Origin of the sequence: Mesorhizobium sp. M0340 (genome assembly GCF_040321535.1) — a bacterium.
GTDB lineage: Bacteria > Pseudomonadota > Alphaproteobacteria > Rhizobiales > Rhizobiaceae > Mesorhizobium.
Genome location: NZ_JAMYRR010000009.1, coordinates 154792 through 171806 on the forward strand (window position 1 = coordinate 154792; position 17015 = coordinate 171806).

The 17015-nt window shown below is 62.9% G+C and carries 25 protein-coding genes and 1 pseudogene; 9 read left to right on the top strand and 17 right to left on the bottom strand.

Translation table 11 applies throughout. The annotated features are described in order from the left end of the window. Positions 1 to 22 precede the first annotated feature (22 nt). Together NKI79_RS15710 and NKI79_RS15715 are read left to right on the top strand one after the other, a co-directional pair. A complete protein-coding gene (locus NKI79_RS15710; RefSeq protein ID WP_352802570.1) occupies positions 23 to 469 on the top strand; it encodes an OsmC family protein in 447 nt (148 codons plus the stop codon). A 17-nt stretch (positions 470 to 486) separates the two neighbouring features. Next, on the top strand, positions 487 to 873 hold the full coding sequence (locus NKI79_RS15715; RefSeq protein ID WP_352802573.1) for a nuclear transport factor 2 family protein: 387 nt from the start codon (positions 487 to 489) through the stop codon (positions 871 to 873). 104 nt (positions 874 to 977) lie between these two features. On the opposite strand, the pseudogene NKI79_RS15720 reads toward NKI79_RS15715, so the two are convergent. Both NKI79_RS15720 and NKI79_RS15725 read right to left on the bottom strand, forming a co-directional pair. Continuing rightward, positions 978 to 1493 (bottom strand): annotated as a pseudogene (locus NKI79_RS15720) (OsmC family protein). Positions 1494 to 1547: 54 nt separating this feature from the next. Beyond that, on the bottom strand, positions 1548 to 1973 hold the full coding sequence (locus NKI79_RS15725; RefSeq protein WP_031195266.1) for a GFA family protein: 426 nt from the start codon (positions 1971 to 1973) through the stop codon (positions 1548 to 1550). A 191-nt stretch (positions 1974 to 2164) separates the two neighbouring features. On the opposite strand from NKI79_RS15725, the gene NKI79_RS15730 reads away from it, so the two are divergent. Both NKI79_RS15730 and NKI79_RS15735 read left to right on the top strand, forming a co-directional pair. Beyond that, the gene (locus tag NKI79_RS15730; protein WP_352802575.1) at positions 2165 to 2827 is read left to right on the top strand and encodes a cupin domain-containing protein; all 663 of its coding nucleotides are present in this window, start codon (positions 2165 to 2167) and stop codon (positions 2825 to 2827) included. Between the two features lie 47 nt (positions 2828 to 2874). After that, positions 2875 to 3198 carry a helix-turn-helix domain-containing protein gene (locus NKI79_RS15735; RefSeq protein WP_352802576.1) on the top strand — a complete coding sequence of 108 codons (324 nt, stop codon included), beginning with the start codon at positions 2875 to 2877 and terminating at the stop codon, positions 3196 to 3198. 61 nt (positions 3199 to 3259) lie between these two features. Here the strand turns inward: NKI79_RS15735 and NKI79_RS15740 are convergent, their stop codons facing one another. Together NKI79_RS15740 and NKI79_RS15745 are read right to left on the bottom strand one after the other, a co-directional pair. Then, positions 3260 to 3871 carry a LysE family translocator gene (locus NKI79_RS15740; RefSeq protein ID WP_352479316.1) on the bottom strand — a complete coding sequence of 204 codons (612 nt, stop codon included), beginning with the start codon at positions 3869 to 3871 and terminating at the stop codon, positions 3260 to 3262. An 85-nt stretch (positions 3872 to 3956) separates the two neighbouring features. Continuing rightward, the gene (locus tag NKI79_RS15745) at positions 3957 to 4376 is read right to left on the bottom strand and encodes a nuclear transport factor 2 family protein (RefSeq protein WP_352479315.1); all 420 of its coding nucleotides are present in this window, start codon (positions 4374 to 4376) and stop codon (positions 3957 to 3959) included. Positions 4377 to 4545: 169 nt separating this feature from the next. On the opposite strand from NKI79_RS15745, the gene NKI79_RS15750 reads away from it, so the two are divergent. Beyond that, entirely contained in the window at positions 4546 to 5466 is a 921-nt protein-coding gene (locus NKI79_RS15750; protein WP_352802579.1) for an AraC family transcriptional regulator, read from the top strand. Positions 5467 to 5504: 38 nt separating this feature from the next. On the opposite strand, the gene NKI79_RS15755 is transcribed toward NKI79_RS15750, so the two are convergent. The 8 genes from NKI79_RS15755 to NKI79_RS15790 all read right to left on the bottom strand — a co-directional run bounded on the left by NKI79_RS15755 (position 5505) and on the right by NKI79_RS15790 (position 9200). Beyond that, entirely contained in the window at positions 5505 to 5843 is a 339-nt protein-coding gene (locus tag NKI79_RS15755) for a YkgJ family cysteine cluster protein (protein WP_352479330.1), read from the bottom strand. A 50-nt stretch (positions 5844 to 5893) separates the two neighbouring features. Continuing rightward, a complete protein-coding gene (locus tag NKI79_RS15760; RefSeq protein ID WP_023722752.1) occupies positions 5894 to 6058 on the bottom strand; it encodes a hypothetical protein in 165 nt (54 codons plus the stop codon). Position 6059: 1 nt separating this feature from the next. Beyond that, on the bottom strand, positions 6060 to 6467 hold the full coding sequence (locus NKI79_RS15765; RefSeq protein WP_254820653.1) for a hypothetical protein: 408 nt from the start codon (positions 6465 to 6467) through the stop codon (positions 6060 to 6062). Continuing rightward, the gene (locus NKI79_RS15770) at positions 6467 to 6694 is read right to left on the bottom strand and encodes a hypothetical protein (protein WP_352479329.1); all 228 of its coding nucleotides are present in this window, start codon (positions 6692 to 6694) and stop codon (positions 6467 to 6469) included. Before NKI79_RS15770 ends, NKI79_RS15765 begins: the two co-directional genes overlap by 1 nt. A 469-nt stretch (positions 6695 to 7163) precedes the next feature. Continuing rightward, positions 7164 to 7373, bottom strand: a complete 210-nt coding sequence (locus tag NKI79_RS15775; protein ID WP_010915421.1) for a cold-shock protein — start codon at positions 7371 to 7373, stop codon at positions 7164 to 7166. A gap of 84 nt (positions 7374 to 7457) precedes the next feature. Further along, entirely contained in the window at positions 7458 to 7667 is a 210-nt protein-coding gene (locus tag NKI79_RS15780; RefSeq protein ID WP_352802581.1) for a hypothetical protein, read from the bottom strand. Between the two features lie 206 nt (positions 7668 to 7873). Next, on the bottom strand, positions 7874 to 8665 hold the full coding sequence (locus NKI79_RS15785) for an SDR family oxidoreductase (RefSeq protein WP_352479312.1): 792 nt from the start codon (positions 8663 to 8665) through the stop codon (positions 7874 to 7876). Positions 8666 to 8738: 73 nt separating this feature from the next. Beyond that, entirely contained in the window at positions 8739 to 9200 is a 462-nt protein-coding gene (locus NKI79_RS15790; protein ID WP_352802582.1) for a RidA family protein, read from the bottom strand. 97 nt (positions 9201 to 9297) lie between these two features. Here NKI79_RS15790 and NKI79_RS15795 point away from each other — a divergent pair, with 97 nt between their 5' ends. Continuing rightward, positions 9298 to 10149, top strand: a complete 852-nt coding sequence (locus NKI79_RS15795; protein WP_352479310.1) for a LysR family transcriptional regulator — start codon at positions 9298 to 9300, stop codon at positions 10147 to 10149. Between the two features lie 19 nt (positions 10150 to 10168). On the opposite strand, the gene NKI79_RS15800 is transcribed toward NKI79_RS15795, so the two are convergent. After that, positions 10169 to 10924, bottom strand: coding sequence for an SDR family NAD(P)-dependent oxidoreductase (locus NKI79_RS15800; RefSeq protein ID WP_352802578.1), 756 nt, complete (start codon positions 10922 to 10924; stop codon positions 10169 to 10171). A gap of 83 nt (positions 10925 to 11007) precedes the next feature. Beyond that, positions 11008 to 11676, bottom strand: a complete 669-nt coding sequence (locus NKI79_RS15805) for a glutathione S-transferase family protein (protein ID WP_352479308.1) — start codon at positions 11674 to 11676, stop codon at positions 11008 to 11010. Positions 11677 to 11823: 147 nt separating this feature from the next. Between NKI79_RS15805 and NKI79_RS15810 the strand changes: the two genes are divergently transcribed. Next, positions 11824 to 12003, top strand: a complete 180-nt coding sequence (locus tag NKI79_RS15810) for a CsbD family protein (protein ID WP_352479307.1) — start codon at positions 11824 to 11826, stop codon at positions 12001 to 12003. Positions 12004 to 12066: 63 nt separating this feature from the next. On the opposite strand, the gene NKI79_RS15815 is transcribed toward NKI79_RS15810, so the two are convergent. Further along, positions 12067 to 13197, bottom strand: coding sequence for a metallophosphoesterase (locus NKI79_RS15815; protein ID WP_352479306.1), 1131 nt, complete (start codon positions 13195 to 13197; stop codon positions 12067 to 12069). Between the two features lie 119 nt (positions 13198 to 13316). Between NKI79_RS15815 and NKI79_RS15820 the strand changes: the two genes are divergently transcribed. Next, positions 13317 to 13910 carry a hypothetical protein gene (locus NKI79_RS15820; protein ID WP_352802584.1) on the top strand — a complete coding sequence of 198 codons (594 nt, stop codon included), beginning with the start codon at positions 13317 to 13319 and terminating at the stop codon, positions 13908 to 13910. Between the two features lie 49 nt (positions 13911 to 13959). Here the strand turns inward: NKI79_RS15820 and NKI79_RS15825 are convergent, their stop codons facing one another. Beyond that, the gene (locus NKI79_RS15825; RefSeq protein ID WP_352479304.1) at positions 13960 to 14571 is read right to left on the bottom strand and encodes an LmrA/YxaF family transcription factor; all 612 of its coding nucleotides are present in this window, start codon (positions 14569 to 14571) and stop codon (positions 13960 to 13962) included. Between the two features lie 150 nt (positions 14572 to 14721). Between NKI79_RS15825 and NKI79_RS15830 the strand changes: the two genes are divergently transcribed. Continuing rightward, positions 14722 to 15519: an NIPSNAP family protein gene (locus tag NKI79_RS15830; protein ID WP_352802586.1), complete on the top strand. Its 798-nt coding sequence runs from the start codon at positions 14722 to 14724 to the stop codon at positions 15517 to 15519. 43 nt (positions 15520 to 15562) lie between these two features. Here the strand turns inward: NKI79_RS15830 and NKI79_RS15835 are convergent, their stop codons facing one another. Continuing rightward, a complete protein-coding gene (locus tag NKI79_RS15835) occupies positions 15563 to 17011 on the bottom strand; it encodes an amidase (RefSeq protein ID WP_352802587.1) in 1449 nt (482 codons plus the stop codon). Between the last annotated feature and the right edge of the window lie 4 nt (positions 17012 to 17015).

Sequence of the window (17015 nt, forward strand, 5' to 3'; positions counted from 1 at the left end):
TCAAACTAAAAGGAGAGACGCAATGACCATTCGTGAAGCAGAAGCTCAATGGCAGGGATCGTTGAAGGAAGGTTCGGGTCGGCTGAGGCTCGGTAGCGGCGTCTTCGAAGGTGCCTACTCCTTCCCGTCGCGTTTCGAGAACGGTCCCGGCACCAACCCGGAGGAATTGATTGCGGCGGCGCATGCCGGCTGCTTCTCGATGGCGCTAAGCGCCATTCTCGGCCGCGAAGGTTACACCCCCGCGCGCATCCACACGATCGCGAAAGCGCATCTCGGCGCCACCGCGGCCGGACCGACGCTGACCCCTATCGAGCTGGAGACGGAGGCAAGCGTCGCCGGGCTGGCGGCGGGGGATTTCGAGCGGCTGGCGCAGACGGCCAAGGAGAGCTGCCTCGTATCGCGGGCGCTGGCCGGCGTCGCCGTGATCACGCTCACGGCCCGCCTCATCGAAACCGCTACTGATCACTGAAGGGAAAGGAATATGCAATGACACAGGAACTCATCATCGACATCGCCGCGGCCAAACGCTCCGCCGAAACGGCCGAGATCATGCGGCGCTACAACGACGTCTTCCAGCGTCACGACCCATCGGCGCTCGACGACCTGGTGGCGGAAGATTGCGTGATCGAGAACACCACGCCGGCCCCGGATGGCGGCCGCCGCATCGGCAAGGGCGCCTGCGTCGAACTGTGGTCGGCGATCGCGACCGGACCCGGCACGCGCTTCGACGTCGAAGAAACCTTCGTCGCCGGAGACCGGGCGACGATCCGCTGGCGCTACTGGATGGCCGACGGCAATTCGCTGCGCGGCGTCAACCTGATGCGCGTCAAGGACGGTCGGATCGTCGAGGCGATGGGCTACGTGAAGGGATAACGCTTGGCGCGACAAAGCTGCATTCAGCCAAGCTGCATTCAGTGAGGCCGCGCTCAGGCCCAGCCCGGAACCCCCAAAGTTTTAGGATTCCGGGCAGGTCGTGGTTACCGCACGACTTTGTGAAGCTTCACGAAGGTCTTGGGACTGCGCTGGATCGTCTGGAAGATCACGCAGTAGCGATCGGTGAGCTCGAGCAGGTCAGTCAGCCGGTCTTGCGCAACGTCGGTCTCGATGTCGAACCGCAGGCGGATCTCCTTGAAGCCGACCGGCACACCTTCGGTGACGCCGAGCGTGCCGCGAAGATCGACGTCGCCCTAGGCGGAGATTTCGGCCGACTTGATCGGTATTTCGAGGACGGCGGCCGCCGCCCTCATCGAAACGCCGGCGCATGCGACAAGGGCTTCCAGCAGCATGTCGCCGGAACAAAGCTCCTGTCCGCTGCCCCCGGCCTTCGGATGGATGCCCGCCAGCGCGAGCCCACGTCCTGTCTCGACCTTGCAGGTGACCTTGGAGTCGTCGGCACTGCCCTTGGCCTTCAGCGTAAGAAGTGCCGCGCGCGCATCCTTGCGATAAAGATCCTTGATCGGCTCCTGCGTGGCGCGAAATGTCGTGATGTCCATGCGTATTCTCCTGTCGTGAGATGTGGCTGTTGGAAATCGTGTGTCATTGCCGGGTTACTCCGGCACGCTCACGCCCGAGCCCCCGAGTTCGGCGGGGAAGTCTTTCAGCTTCGGCAATCCGTCCTTCATCGGCAGGACCGTCTCGGCGTAGTTGACGTGAACCCCCGGCGTGAACTTCACCGTCGGTATCGTGGCCGCATAGACGTCGACCAGTCCGAGCGGCGGATGATCGGTCATCAGATGGCCGCCGCACTTCGTGCAGAACTGACGGTCGCTCATGTTTGACTTCTCGAAGCCGGACAGGAACTCCTCGCCCTTGGTGACCTTGACGTTTTCCGGCTTCCACAGCGTGAAGGCGTTCACGGGAGACGCCGACCACGAACGGCAGGAACTGCAATGGCAGTAGCCCATCGCCTCGGCCGCTCCGTGCACTTCGATTTCCACGGCGCCGCAAAAACACCCGCCCTTATGTACCGTCATGACTTAGATCCTCATTTTTCTTGAGTTCGACTGCGCTCAGCAGCTGATTTGAGACAGAACTCAGCACCGACGGGTGTAAAGCTTCCGGCAATGAACGGAATGACGGGGCGTCCGCCTTACTTGACAGCGCGTCCGGAACTCGAAAGGGATGTCGCGCCGGGTTGCCGCGCAACTTACGGGATATGGATGGAATGGCCGGGGACGCTCTGTCTGACCTCTTGAAAAAGGTGCGTCTCACCGGCGCGACATTTTTCGACATCGCGGCCCAGGACCCCTGGGCGGTCTGCTCGCCCTCCCCCGCCTCGATACTGCCGAGGATACTGCCGGGCGCGGATCACCTGATTTCCTACCACGTGCTCACGGCCGGCCGCTGCTTCGCCCGCATCATCGGCAAGGAGGCGATACCCGTGGAGGCCGGCGAAGTCGTGGTCTTCACCAGGAGCGATCCGCATATTATGTCGAGCAATCCGGCCCTGCGCGCGGATCCGCCGACCGCGGATGTGCTGGATATCGCCGCCGCCAGCCAGACACCGTTTCCCATCAACTACGTCAAGGACGGATCGCTGTCGGCCCGGCTGGTATGCGGCTATCTCGCTTGCGATGCGCTGCCCTTCAATCCGCTGCTCGAAGCGCTGCCGCCGGTCATCAAGGCCGGAGACGTGAAAGGCGACGGCGGCTGGCTCGGCCAGTTCATCAAGCTGGCGGTGTCGGAGGTCGCGGAAAAGCGTGCGGGCAGCGAGACGGTTCTCACCAAGCTCAGCGAATTGATGTTCGTCGACGTGCTGCGCCGTTATGTGGAGTCGCTGCCGCCACAACAAACCGGCGGCTGGCGGGCCTGCGCGATCCGCATCTGAGCAAGGCGCTGGCGCTGATCCACGACCGGCCGGCGCACAATTGGACGGTGGAGGCGCTGGCGAAGGAGGCCGCGCTGTCGCGCACCGTGCTGGCCGAGCGCTTCACCAGGCTCGTCGGGATGCCGCCGGTGCACTATCTCGCCAAATGGCGGATGCAGATTGCCTCGGAACTGCTCAGCACCGGCAACAGCAACGTCGCAAACATAGCGGCGGAAATCGGCTACGAGTCCGAGGCGGCGTTCAGCCGTGCGTTCAAGAAGATGATCGGCGTCCCGCCATCGGCCTGGCGGCTGGGTGTTCGCGCTGCTCCCGGTTTCGGAGGCGGCGAGGCTTCCGAAACCGCAGGCGGGCCGGCCGATCCGCAGCGGTAAGCAATTCCAGGAAAGGTGTGAAAACGGTTTCCCGTCCGGAATTGCGTCAAAAGAGCGAGAGCTACCGGTCCGCTAGCGCCAGTTTGGCGCCGAGCATGACAAAGGCTCCGGCGAAGGTGCGGCGCATCCAGGTCAGCACCTTTGGCCGCGACACGACATGGCTGCGGATTGACGCCGCGAAAACGCCGTAGCCGACAAAGACCGCGAAGGTGAGCAGCATGAAGACGCTGCTGAGTTCCAGCATCTTCGACAGCGCATGCGGTTCGGTGGTGCTGACGAATTGCGGGAGGAAGGCAAAGAAGAAGATCGACAGCTTCGGATTGAGGATGTTCATCAGAATGCCGGAGGCGATCACTTTGCCGGCGGATCGCGGCGCGACATCTTCGTCGACGCTCAGGCCGCCCTTCTCCTTCAGCGTGTTCCAGGCCATGTAGAGAAGATAGGCGACGCCAAGATATTTCAGCGTTTCGAAGGCGACGGCGCTGGTGTGCAGCAGTGCCGCGAGGCCGGTGATGGCGGCCGCCATGTGCGGAATAATGCCGAGCGTGCAGCCGAAAGCGGCAATGATGCTGGCGCGCGCACCACGCGAAAGCCCGGCGCTCAGCGTATAGAGAACGCCGGTGCCGGGCGAAGCCACGACAATCAGCGACGTCAACAGGAATTCGATGCTCACGGATGGTCTCCCGGCGTTGGCCCTGCCGCCGGCAGCGTAATCAGCGAAACGTGCGGGCACAAGCCAGCCTCAGAGCTATGCGCATTCAGATCATGCTGTTGGCGTGCAGCTTGCTATCGGCGATGGGCTGCCGAACTTCCCAGTGTTCGACGAGCTTGCTGTCCTTCAGCCTGAAAATGTCGACAATGGCCAAGCCCTCCTCTTCGGGTTCACGTTTTGCGTGCATGTGCACGATGACGAAATCCCCTTCGGCAAAAATCCGCTTCACCTCTCCCCTCACGAGGGGAAATGACTGTTTGAGCTGTTGAAGATAGGTTTTGAAGCCGTCCGCACCATCCGCAATGTTCGGATTGTGCTGGATGTAGCGTTCGCCAAAATGCATCGAAGCTGCTTCGATGTTGCCCTGGTTTACTGCTTTGTCGATGAAGTCCAGGACGATCGTCTTGTTGGTCTCGAGCGAATTAAAGCTCTTGGCTGGAACTGGATTTGATGGTTCGTCACGCATGTTTTTGCTCCGTGGGGTGCCTGCTTTTGCCTGGCATGGACAGGAGTCCGCAGGCCGATATTGCCAACATGATCAGCCACGCTTGTGAGATGGTCGATACGCTATTCGCCTGGATTCTTATCCAATCGTCTAATATCGTCATCTGGTTCATCGTCGGAGGATGGTTCTCATGGACGCCTTGTCCGAAGTTCTTGCTTCGCTGCGATTTGGCAGCGTCATGATCGGCAGCGCGACCCTGCATCGGCCATGGGGTATTTCAGTCGATCCGACAAGGAATGCCGCCATCCACGTCATACAGAACGGCGAATGCTGGTTGCGCCTAGCCGGTGAAAAAGAGCCGATCCGCTTAGGCGAGGGAGACGTCATCCTTGTCGCGAGCGGTATCGGGCATGCCCTTTGCAATCCGGCGGATGCACCGACGGCATCGATATCCGCCGTCCTTTCCGCAAATCGGAGCGGACCGGAACCGAAAAGCGAAAGCGGCGCGACAACTCTTCTTTGTGCGAGATATTCACTCGACGGCGTCGGGCCATATCCGATGGTTTCGCTGTTTCCTCCGCTGATTCATTTGACCCGGTATCAGATCGACACCAGCGAGCCGCTGCGGCTTGCCCTGGAACTTCTGCAGGTCGAAGCGAAAGGCAATCTCGGCGGCCACGACATTGTCGCCCCACGCCTTCTCGACAGCACGTTGATCTTCTTGTTGCGTGCCTGGATCGAACATCAGCCACTCGGAACAGGGGGATGGTTTGGCGCCCTGCGCGACAAAGGCATTGCGCAGGCCTTGCGCCTGATCCACGAGCGGCCGGGCAATCCCTGGACCATCGCTTCCCCTGCCAGCGGCGCGGCACAGTCCCGAGCCACCTTCGCGCGTCGCTTCGCTCAACTGGTGGGACAGCCGCCGCTGTCCTATGTGACTCGATGGCGGATGAATCTTGCCGCCAAGGCTCTGCGGGAAACGAACCAGAATATTGGCGAGATCGGGCGCGCCGTCGGATATGAATCGGTGCCGTCGTTCTCGCAGGCATTCAAACGATTGACCGGACGATCGCCCGGCCTCTACCGCAGCGACTTTCGATCATCCGACTGAGGAAATTTAAACTGGGGACGCCAGCCCGTGTGCTGTCATTACAGCGTCGGCAGTCCGTGAGCCCGGCGCGCCATCAGGCAGTCGTCATCGCCCGGCATGCACGCGCGGCAGACGTCGGGACGGATCTCGTAGATTCCGCAGGCGGTCGACTTGCCGACTTCGCCGCACAGTGCCGAACAGCGCGCGCCGTCGCAGCGCATGCCGGCTTCGTCGGCAGCCACGTATTTTTGCGGGATAAGGTCGAGCTGAGCGTCGTCCTCGGTTGAAAAGCGCGGCCATCTTGATGAGTAGGCGCAGCAGGCGCCACAAGTCTGGCAATCGAAGGCAACCGGGTCGGCGCCCTCTTGTGGCGACGAAGAATCCTCTGCGACCGCCAAGGCAAGCAGCCTTGGCGCCGATTTCCGGCCGGCATCTTGCTGCAAGGGCGCTATTTCTTCTTCGGCTTGCGCGGCGGCGCTTCGGCCGGCGACCTGAACAGATCGGTGCCCGCTTCGGCGGCTTCGCCGGTTTTTGGCGCGGCGGCCGGCTTGGCCGGCTTCACGGCGGCAGCAGGTGCTGCCGGTTGCCCCTTGGCGGAAAACTTGATTGCCATATCAATCCTCGTCAGAGAAACGCGATGATGGCGCGTTCGGATTGCGAAGGCGGCCGATGAGCGCCGAAACGGCCGTGATGTTCATTTCTTCGGGCGACCAGTTCCTGGCCTCCTCGATGTGCCGGGGGGCCAGCTCGCGATGCGTGCTGCCGCTGTAGGCGGCGTCCTGAAAGGTCACGCGCTCGTGCGTCTTGGCGTTTTCCCGGACGTATTCGATCAGATAATTGGGGCATTCGGCGCGGCCGCGCACGCCGAGCCGCACCTGGGCATCGCCGTGGACACGCCGGCAGCGCTCGAGCTTTTCGAGCACGCGCCGGACATATTCGACCGGCTTGTCGAGTTCGCCTACGACATCGGCAATGGTCGAATCGGCGGCGATCGCCTTTTGAGGCACACGTTTGGTGGCCATCAGCGTTTGCCTGCGCGTTTTGGCGAGGCCGCGAGCGCAGCCGTTGCCGCGATGTCATCGGCTTCCTTTTCCAGCCGCAGTTCGCGCAGCCGCGCGGTCTTGGCTTCGCGGGCCTGGCTGACGGCATCCCGTTCGGAATTGATGCGGTCGAGCGACATCGACTGGGTCCGCGTCTTGCTGAAGATGGATTCAGCCTGGTCGCGGGTTTTTTTTGAAGTTTCGGTCAAGGTCTTTCTCCCGGTTCGGAGCGCGCCGCCCAAAAGGTGACGAGACTGGTCTTTCGGCCAGTATCCCGCACAAAGCAATACGGCAGCCGGTTTCAAATTGCTGGGAATTCTACTCTGACGGCCATCTGATGGCGCTTTCCGCGCTTCCGGTGCTCACGGGCCCAAATGTCCGCTGCGCTCCGGTTCTCGAAACCACCACCATATGACTCGCCAGAGCGAATTTCGAAACAGCCTCTTAGCACGTCCGGGCCGTCGAGCAGCGCTCTTTCGGCGGTCGAAGCGCAAAAATGAAAAAGGCCAGGCACCGCCTGACCTTCCATGAGAGCGCCTGCGCATCCCGAGAGACGCGCAAAGAGACGCTCTTCTCATGCGCATGAACTGGGGACTTAGCCTCCCGCGATCATGCGCTGGAATTAGCCATTCACCGGTGCCAGTACATCCGTGGTCACCGGTGAGGCTGAATTCCGTTTTACGCCGCCTTCAACTGGTCGGCGGACATCTTGCCCGACTTGTTGTCGCGGACCATCTCGTAGCCAAGCTTCTGGCCCTCGACGATGTCGCGCATTCCGGCGCGCTCGACGGCTGAGATGTGGACGAAAACGTCGGCAGAACCGTCGTCAGGCTGAATAAAACCAAAACCCTTGGTGGCGTTGAACCATTTAACTGTGCCTGTGCTCATAACGAACCCTTTCCATGGCAAATATTCGTTCGTCGTCATGCGGATGCACAACAACGTTTGTCTCGATATTGATGGGGAAGTTCGTCAAAGGCGCGCCTTGGCACGCGGATAACAAAAGTCGGTCAAACAAACATCGACAAAGTTCTTATAGACTTCTTTGCGCGCCGTGTCAATTTTTTGATTTGCGACACTCGCGGAGACGCGCGTCAGCGACCGGCGCGCCGGCAAATCCGACAGCAAAAGCCGGGCTATTGCCTGCCAAAAAACCACTTGGAGCTCTTTGTTTTCGCGCAATTCCGGACGGAAAATCGTTCACACTTTTCCGGGAATTGCTCCAGCCGGGAACCATTTCGGCGCCAGGGCATTTTTTCGATGTCGAAAGCCGTTCTCGAAAGAGCGATCTTGAGAAAGGCGGACGACAAACAGGACGCCCCCGCGCAGATAAAAGGCACGAGGGGCGTTCCTGTGTGATGTGACCATCCCGCCGCTGCTCCTGCTCCTCACAGCATGCCGCGGCTGAGCCCACCATCCACCGGCAATGCCACGCCGGTGACATAGGCGGCGGCGTCGCTGGCCAGGAACGCGGCAACAGCGCCGAATTCGGCGGGGGTGCCGTAGCGCTTTGCCGGGATCTCGGCCTGACTCTCGGCGGCGATCACGGCGGCGTCGACACCCCTGTCGGCTGCGTCCATGGCGTCGAACTCTTTCGTCCGATCCGTCGCAAAACGGCCCGGCAGCAACAGGTTGACGGTGACGCCGTCCGCCGCCACTTCGCCGGCCAGCGTCTTGGCCCAGCCGGCGAGCGACGCACGCAGCGCATTCGAAGCGGTGAGGCCGGGGATCGGCTCGCGGACGGATGTAGAGGAAACGGCGATAATGCGCCCCCAGCGCCGCGCCCGCATGCCTGGCAGGAAAGAAATGGCGATGCGCATCTGGCTCAGCACCATGCTGGTGAACTGCTTCTCCCAGACGCTCGCATCGAAGACGCTGGCCGCGAAGGGCGGCGGGCCGCCGCCATTGAGCAGGACGATGTCGATCCGCTGCTGCTCGTCCTCGACGGCACGGATCAGTCGGGAGACGCTGTCGTTGTCCGAGAGGTCGGCGCTGAAGGTCGAGCAGATGTGGCCGGCGGCGTCGATCGCGCGCCGTGCCGCATCCAGGGTCGCCTCCCCTCGTCCGACCAGGATGATCTCGGCACCTTTCGCCGCGAGCGCTTCGGCAACGCCGAAACCGAGGCCCTTGCCTCCGCCGAGGACAAGCGCCTTCCGCCCCTCAAGATTTGCGCTAATCAAGCCAAGTCTCCTCCTGGTTTTTGTTTCACTGCGCAGCCTCGGGTCAGGCCCGAGGGCATGCTTTGGGGGTGCATCAGCGGACATGCACGATAGCGTCGGCTTCGACCGGAACATTGGCCGGCAAGCCGGCCATGCCGAGCGAGCAGCGGGCGTGCTCGCCACGTCCGCCGAAAACATGGAGCAGAAATTCGGATGCTCCGTTGCCGACCTCCGAATAGGCCGAAAAGCCGGCCGCCGCATTCACATAGACGGTCAGCTTGGCGAATTTCACGACGCGGTCGAGATTGCCGTCCAGTTCCTTGTCCAGCCAATAGACGACGTTGGCCGCGCAAAGCCGGGCGGCGTTCTGCGCAGCAGCCAGATCGATCTCTGCGCCAACCTGGCCGATCGCGGCGATTTCCTGCCCGATTTCGGGGATCTGACCGGAGACATAGACGATGTCGGCAACGCGAACCGTCGGCGAGAACGGCAAAGCGGGCCGGTCGAGCGACGGCCAGGCGACACCGAACTCCTCAAATCTTCTTCTGTAGGACAAGGTGGCTGCTCCTGTTTTCGTTCGTGCGAGCAGACCTTGAATTCAGATCGGGCTTTCGGATAGCCTGATAGTTCTGACACAGCTATCAGGAATTCTTATGACCGGAGATATCGACGTCAGACTGCTGCGCGCCTTCGTCACCGTGGCCGATACCGGGACGGTGAGCCGGGCAGCCGATCGGCTTGCCCGCACCCAGGCGGCGGTGAGCATGCAGCTTCAGCGCCTCGAAGGCGAAGTCGGCGCGGAGCTGCTGCACCGCTCGCCGCGCGGCGTGACGCTGACCGAGGCCGGCGAGATCCTGCTCGCCTTCGCCCGCAAGGCCATCGCGATCGGCGACGATGCCAGGCGTGAGATAGAAGGCCGCAGGCTGGTCGGCCGTGTCCGGCTGGGCATCGTCGAGGATTTGGCGGTAACGCGGCTGCCGTTGATCATCGCCGACTTCCGGCGCCGGCATCCTTCCGTGGAGATCGAACTGACATCGGCCAGCAGCAGCGATCTCAGCAAGTCGCTGGGCGAAGGAAAATGCGACATCGTCATGGCCGATCCGGCGCGCTTCACAATGGCGCCGCGAGGCCATCTGTCGCGACAGCTGGTCTGGGCGGCAAGCCGCATGATCGAGATCGACGACGAGGTCGAGCTGCCGCTGATCATCTTCGAAGGCGCCTGCTCCTGGCAGGACAGGATGCTGGCTTCGCTCGCCGCGGCCGGGATCGGCTGGAAGATCGGCTGCCGCGTGTCGACCTTTGCGACGCTGATCTCGGCGCTAAGGGCCGGGCTTGGCATCGGGCTTCTGCTGCAGGAGGGGCTGCCGCCCGATTGCCAAAGCCTCAACGGACGCTTCAACCTGCCGCCGGCGCCGACGGCGGATTTCGGCGTCTACCTCGCGAGGGACCCGTCGCGGCTGGTCGAGGAATGTGGCGATTTCCTGCGGGCGGGATTTGAGGCGTAGCGAAAAGATCCGACGCCGTTCATCGTTCCTGGTCGGTCGGGCGGATGACGATCTCGTTGACGTTGACGTGTGGCGGCTGGCTCACGGCGTAGAGAATGGCCGCGGCAATGTCCTCGGCGGTCAGCGCCTCCATTGCGGCAAGCCGCTTGTCCAGATCAGCCTTGAACGCCGGATTGGTGATGTGGTCGCCGAGCTCGGTGCGCACCAGGCCGGGCTCGATGACGGTGACGCGAACCTTGTCGGCGTAGACTTCGCGACGCAGCGATTCGGAAAAGCCGACGACACCGAACTTGGTTGCTGCATAGCCGCTGGCCCCCGGATTCGCGACACGGCCCGCGACCGACGAGACGTTGACGATGTGACCCTTGGCGGCCCTGAGATGCGGCAGCGCCGCCTTGGTGACCCCCATCAGCGCCAGCAGGTTGAGCTCGACCATGCGGCGCCAGTCGTCGAGCACCGCTTCGGCGGCGGGCGACAGAAGCATCACCCCGGCATTGTTGACGAGGATGTCGAGGCGGCCCCATTCGGCGACAACCTTGTCGACCATGTCGGTGACATCATCGTTGCTGGTGACGTCGGCCTCGATGCGGAGCGCCGCGCCGCCGGCCATTTCGATACGCGCGGCCAGCGCTTCGAGGCGATCGGCGCGGCGTGCGGCAATCGCCACCTTGGCCCCGGCGGCGGCCAAAGCCGCAGCCGTCGCCTCGCCAATGCCCGACGATGCGCCGGTAACGAGCGCGAGCTTGCCGGCCAATGCGGAAGGAACAGATATCATTGTGAAGTCTCCGAGGCCCCAGCCGGATCTTCAGATAGGCCGCGGGCGGCGAAGTGGAAGACCAGCTTGCGGGTTGCTCGGCTCTATTCGTCTGGGCCGGGCTCCGGCCAAGGCTCTTTCGCCGCCTCGGCATACCACTGGCGCATCGCCGGCATCGAAAGCACGGCGTCGACATAGGCGCGGGTATCGGTTGCCAGCGTGCCGCCATAGGTGTCGAACCGGGTGACGACCGGCGCGTACATGGCGTCGGCCGCGGTGAAATGGCCAAACAGGAACGGGCCGCCTTTGCCGTATTTTTCGCGGCATTCGCGCCATAGCTCCTCGATGCGCGCCCCTTGTGCCTCACCTTCGGCGTCGAGCGGCTTGTGGCCTTTTGGCCGGCGCAAATTCATCGGCCAGCCATAGCGGACCTCGCGAAAGCCGGAATGCATCTCTGTCGCCGCCGAGCGGGCCAGCGCGCGGGCGCCGATGTCGGCCGGCCAGAGCTTTTTCCCGGGAAACAACTCGGCGAGGTATTCAAGGATGGCAAGGGTTTCCCAGACGATCCGGACCTCGCCATTCGGCAGCCGATGGTTCAGCACCGGCACCTGGCCGGTCGGCGATATCCTGGCCAGATTGGCCGCGGTCTCGGGCGTGCGCAGGCGCACAAGACCTTCCTCGAACGGGATCTCCAGATGCTTCATCGCCAGCCACGGCCTCAGTGACCACGACGAAAAACACTTGTTGCCGATGAAGAGCGTGAATTCAGCCATTGTCCCTCCGGCCCCTGTCTGTTCGGCGTCCTGGTGTACCCTATCCTGTCGGCTTCGCGACCGGAAGCTATGCCAATCGACGGGCAGAACCCGGAACCTAAGCGATCCGGGACCGTTTCTCCAGGCGAACGGATCAGGAGATGCGAGATGGTGAACAAGGATCAGGTTGCCGGCGTTGCCAAGCAAGCCAAGGGCTCGGTCAAGCAGACCGCCGGCAAGGCCACCGGCAACAGGCGCACCGAGGCCGAAGGCGACGTCGACAAGGCGACCGGCAAGATGCAGAAGGCTTACGGCGACGTGAAGCACAAGGTGAAGAAGGCGCTTTGACGCCGACGCTTCGCAAACCAGAAAAAGGCGGCTCGGCCGCCTTTTTTGGGCCTCTCCTGCCCGTCAGAAAGTCAGACTTTTGCTGTACGCATTGGTGAAGGCGACCTCGCCATGATCTCCGGCGGCTTCGCCCAGAACCACATCCATGCTGCTGCCGGTCACCCGCGCCAACGCAAAGCCGCCCATGAAGGCAGCCTTCGGCTTGAACAAATCGAGCCCGTCACGGTGATAGATCATCGGCGTCGCGTGCTGGTGGCCATGGAAGATGCCGACGACGTTGTAGCCCTTCAGCACGGCCAGCAGCGCCTGCCTGTCGGCTTCGCTCCACCAATGCGGCGGACCCTTGCCGTTGTCGTCGAAGGTTTTCTCGGCGGCGTCCCATCTTTCGATCGAAAAAGTATCCCAGCCATAATGCTGGAACAGGATGACCGGGCGGCCGTCGCCGGCATAGGTCGCCAGGTCCTGCTTCAGCCATGGCAGGCTGCTGACTGCGCCATGGCCGGTATCGCCCGCAAAACGGTGCGTCTGGACAAGATGTAGACCGCCCCAATCCCATGAATAGCAATCGGTCTCGAGATCGTAGTTGGTCGCCGGCGCGGGCGGCTTGAAGAAAACGCCGGGGCGGTGATTGACCTCGACGTAGTCGCGCATTTCGCGGCGGTACCAGTCGACATGCGAGCGCGGGCCGTTCTGGTCGAGGTCGTGATTGCCGAGGCCGACATAGACCGGCATGTGCACGCGGTCGGGGCCAACGCCCTGCTGGTAGCGCTGGCTGAACTGGAGCAGCTGCGTGCCTTCGCTGGGCTGGGTGATCTGGCCGCCACCATCATCGGTGATGTCGCCGCCAACGACGAGGCCGAGCGGCGTGCCGATATTGCCCGTCGAATGCAGACCGGTGGCGACGCCGTTGATTTCAGCTGGCCATTGCCTGTCACCGACGCCGTTGAGCGCGGCGACATTGCGCAGCAGGGCGGCGTCGGTCTTGCCCTCCTGCTCGCAGTGCGGGCTCAATCCGTTCGCCATGCGGCAGGCATGGACATCAGCGATAAACAGGAAGGTGGCGTCGATCGGCGGAATGCGCTGCCCGGTCTGGCCGAAGGCCGGGCGCGAAACGGCGCCGGCCGCGGCAACGGCCGCTGCCTTCATCAGGAAACTGCGCCGGGAGACCGGTCGGGCGGAAATACGATGCATCATGCGCTAAAATTCAGCACGACGCGAACCGGCAGTCCAGTTGCTCGCAAAGTGTGTCGACACGTTCTCCCAGGTCTGGCATTGCTTTCGGCATTCAACTTGCGCGGGCAGAGGAGGACGCCATGAAAACTGCATCCATCGGCATGACAATGGCGATTCTGGCGATGACGAGCGCAGCGCACGCCTCCGCGTGCATCGACGCCAAATCGGCCAAGGCCGGCTTCGTTCTCGAAAGGCCTGGCACCCACAGCGAATTTCGTCCGGCGGCGGGCGGAATGGTGGCGGTTGCCAACAAATACCAGTCGCAATCGCCGCAGTCGCAGTACCTGTTCGGCGGGCTGATCGAAGTGTTTCGCGACAGCAGCACAGGGCAGATGGCGATGATCCCGTTTTCCGATCTCAGGAAGGTGTTCCCACTGAAGGCGGGGGCCAAGAGCAAGATCGTGTTTGCCCGTCTTGCACCGAACAAGCCGCCGAAGGGCACCGAGACGCTGGAGATCAACGTCAAGGGCAAGGAGACGTTCAGCCTGGGTGATTGCAAATACGCCGTGCTTGCGGTCAAGCAGACGATCAGGAGCGAGGCCGGCGAGACGCGGGACGAGTTCACCGCGCTTTACGCACCCGATCTGCAGGCAGTTGTGGCCAGGCGCTATGACGAGGGCACCAGTGCCGAAAGCGTGGTCGGCTACGAGCTGATCAAGCCACTGCCGAATTAAGAGCTCGGCCTCCCCGCCTCGGTCATAGTGAGCGACTGTCCTGCCGGCGTCAAAGGGCTCTGTGCAGTATCCTGCTACGTCGCCTCGTTCCCGTTTTGGACGACATAACTCCCTGCTCCAACGCCATCAGGCAGTCGCGCAGCACGCTTGCGTCCTGTGCGGTCTTGGCCATCGACATGGCGCCCGAATAGCTGGCGACGGCGAGCGCTGCGAAGCGCTGCGGATCGGTGCCAAGCTCCCGTCCCGCCTGCCGATCGGCGCTGACCTTGTCGGCGATCGCCTGGCGCCAGGCCGAAAAAATGCCGGCAAGGGCAATGCGGAAATCCGGATCGGCAAGCGACAGTTCATGCGCCAGGTTGTTGAGCGGGCAGCCGCGCACGAAACCTTGCCGCTCCAGCTCCGCCGCGACGGCCGCGAACACGGAGCGCACGCCCTCGCGCGCTGAGGGAGCCATCCGCACCGGTGCGATCCATGTCTCTTCGACCGCGGCGGCGACCCGCTCCTCGATCACTGCAAGCGCCAGCGCCTTCTTGGTCGCGAAATGGTGGTGCAGCGCACCACCGGTGACGCCCGCCGTCGCCATCAGGTCGCCCATGCTGGACGCATGATAGCCGCGTGCCTGAAACGCCTCCTCGGCGACGTCGAGCACTTTCTTGCGCATGCCTTCGGGGTCGTTGGTGCGTTTTTGAGCCCGCGACCTTGGGCGAGCGGATATCTCTGCTGACATCTTCACACGATAGCAGATTGACAAAACAGGACAACCGGTCTGTTTTGCAAAACAGGATGACTGTCCTGTTTTGGAGCTCGCACGATGAACCTGCCTTTGAACGCCATACCTAATCCCGATCTGCTCGCCTCGCCCGTCGTCGAACTCAGGCAATACACGCTGAAACCCGGCCGGCGCGAGACGCTGATCGGCATCTTCGACAATCACCTGATCGAGGGGCAGGAAACCGCGGGAATGACCATCATCGGCCAGTTCCGCGATCTCGACCGGCCGGACATGTTCGTCTGGCTGCGCGGCTTCGACGGCATGGAAGCGCGGAAAAACGCTCTGACCGCCTTCTATGACGGGCCGGTCTGGGCTGCCTGGCGCGACGCCGCCAACGCCACGATGATCGATTCCGACGACGTGCTGCTGCTGAGGCCGGCCTGGGCGGGCGCCGGCTTCGATCTCTCGGGATCGCAACGAGCAATCCAGACGGATCTCGAAGAACCAAGCACAAGCAGTGCTTTGCAGACAATTGTTGTCATCAAGATTCATCATTTGCGACCGGGCCTAGAAGCCGGCTTCGCCAGGGATTTCCAGTCCGCGGCTCTTCCGGTGCTTGCCGCACTTGGCGCACAGCCGCTGGCCGCCCTCGTCACCGAACATGCCGAAAACAGCTTTCCGCGGCTGCCGGTGCGGGCCAGCGAAAACGTCTTCATCAGCATCACGGGTTTCGCAAGCGCCGAAGCGTATGCCCGGCATGAAGCGGCCTTGGCCGCCTCCCCGGACTGGCAGGCGCTTCAGCAGACCGTACAAGGGGAATTCGCCAGGCCCGCGGAGGTTTTGCGTCTGTTACCGACGGCGCGATCGCTGCTCGGGCAGCACCTAATTTCGGTATGAACCAACATCGTCGACGCCCCCTACGTCGCCGGAGCCTCCTGGTTCATGCCTGAAAGTGTCTGGCATGGATCGCCTGGTAGCGCGCCGTCCATGCGGTTGCCTGCTCCAGGTCAAGGGAAACGCGAAGCAGCCGGTGGTCCTCGTTCTTGCGGCCAATAAGCTGGATGCCAATCGGCAGGCCGCCCTTCGACTGAAAAAGCGGCAGGCTGGCGGCCGGTTGCCCGGTGACATTGAAGATTTCGGTGAAGGGCGCAAAGCCGTAGGCCCGGCTCGCCCAAGCCTCGTAATCGAAGAGAGCACCATCGCCATGGATGGCGCCAAGCCGGGGCGTAAGCTCGGCCGTCGTCGGCGTCATGATCAGGTCGAACCCATCGAACGCCATCGCCATCGCCAGCGAAGCGCTGTGCACATGGTCCTGCGCCCTGAGATAATCGGCGGCCGAGGATCGCCGAAAACTGTCGAGAGCGTGACGAGTCAGGCTTTCGATTTCGCCGGCACCCGGCATCCGCCCGATCTCATCGGCGCGCTCGTCAACCAGCCGCGCGACCTCCGACATCCAGAAGATGCTCCAGTCCGCTTCGGCACTGGCTTCCCGCGGGAAACGCGCCTCTGTGACCTCGTGCCCCATGTCCTCGAGGAGGCTCATGGCTTCCTGGAATTTTTCCCCGATCTCGGACGCGACCGGCGTGCCATCCGGCCGGTGCGCCAGGCACGCGACGCGCAGACGCTCGCCGGGGGAAGACAGCCAGTCCAGGTAGGACGGCACCGATTTCGGCACGGAGTAAGGCGCTCCTTGCTCTGGACCGGCAGTCATGTCCAGCATGGCGGCGCTGTCCCGAACGGTGCGGGATAGGACACTGTCGGCGTAGAGGCCGGCGCCGACCTGACCTCGATAGGGGCCGACAGGCGTGAGCCCGCGCGACGGCTTCATGCCGAACACGCCGCAACAGGCAGCCGGCACCCGGATCGAGCCGCCGATGTCGGAACCGTGGGCGACCGGCACCATGCCGCTTGCCACCGCGGCGGCAGCTCCGCCGCTTGAGCCGCCCGCCGTCAGCGAAGGATCCCAGGGATTCAAGGTGGGGCCGCGAAAGCTGGGTTCGGTGACGAAGTCGTTGGCAAATTCAGGCGTGTTTGTCTTTCCCAGCAAGATCAGACCGGCGGCCCGCCAGCGCCGGACGATCTCGCTGTCGGGCTTCGGCGCGGCATCCTTGAAGTAGAGCGACGAGTGCGTCGTCGGCCACTCCCGTACATTGACGCCGGTGTCCTTGACCAAGAAGGGAATGCCGGCGAGTGCGGCCTGCCGGTTGCAGCTTGCCGCCGCGGAAAGCGCCCGGTCCGCATCGATCAGTGTCACGGCATTGATGGCGGGATTGATGCTTTCGATCGCTTCGATAGCCGCCTCAACGACCTCAACAGCCGACAGTTCACCCGAGCGAACATGCCCGGCCAGGGCGACGGCATCCAACGCCACGTATTCGGAAAGGTTCATGACT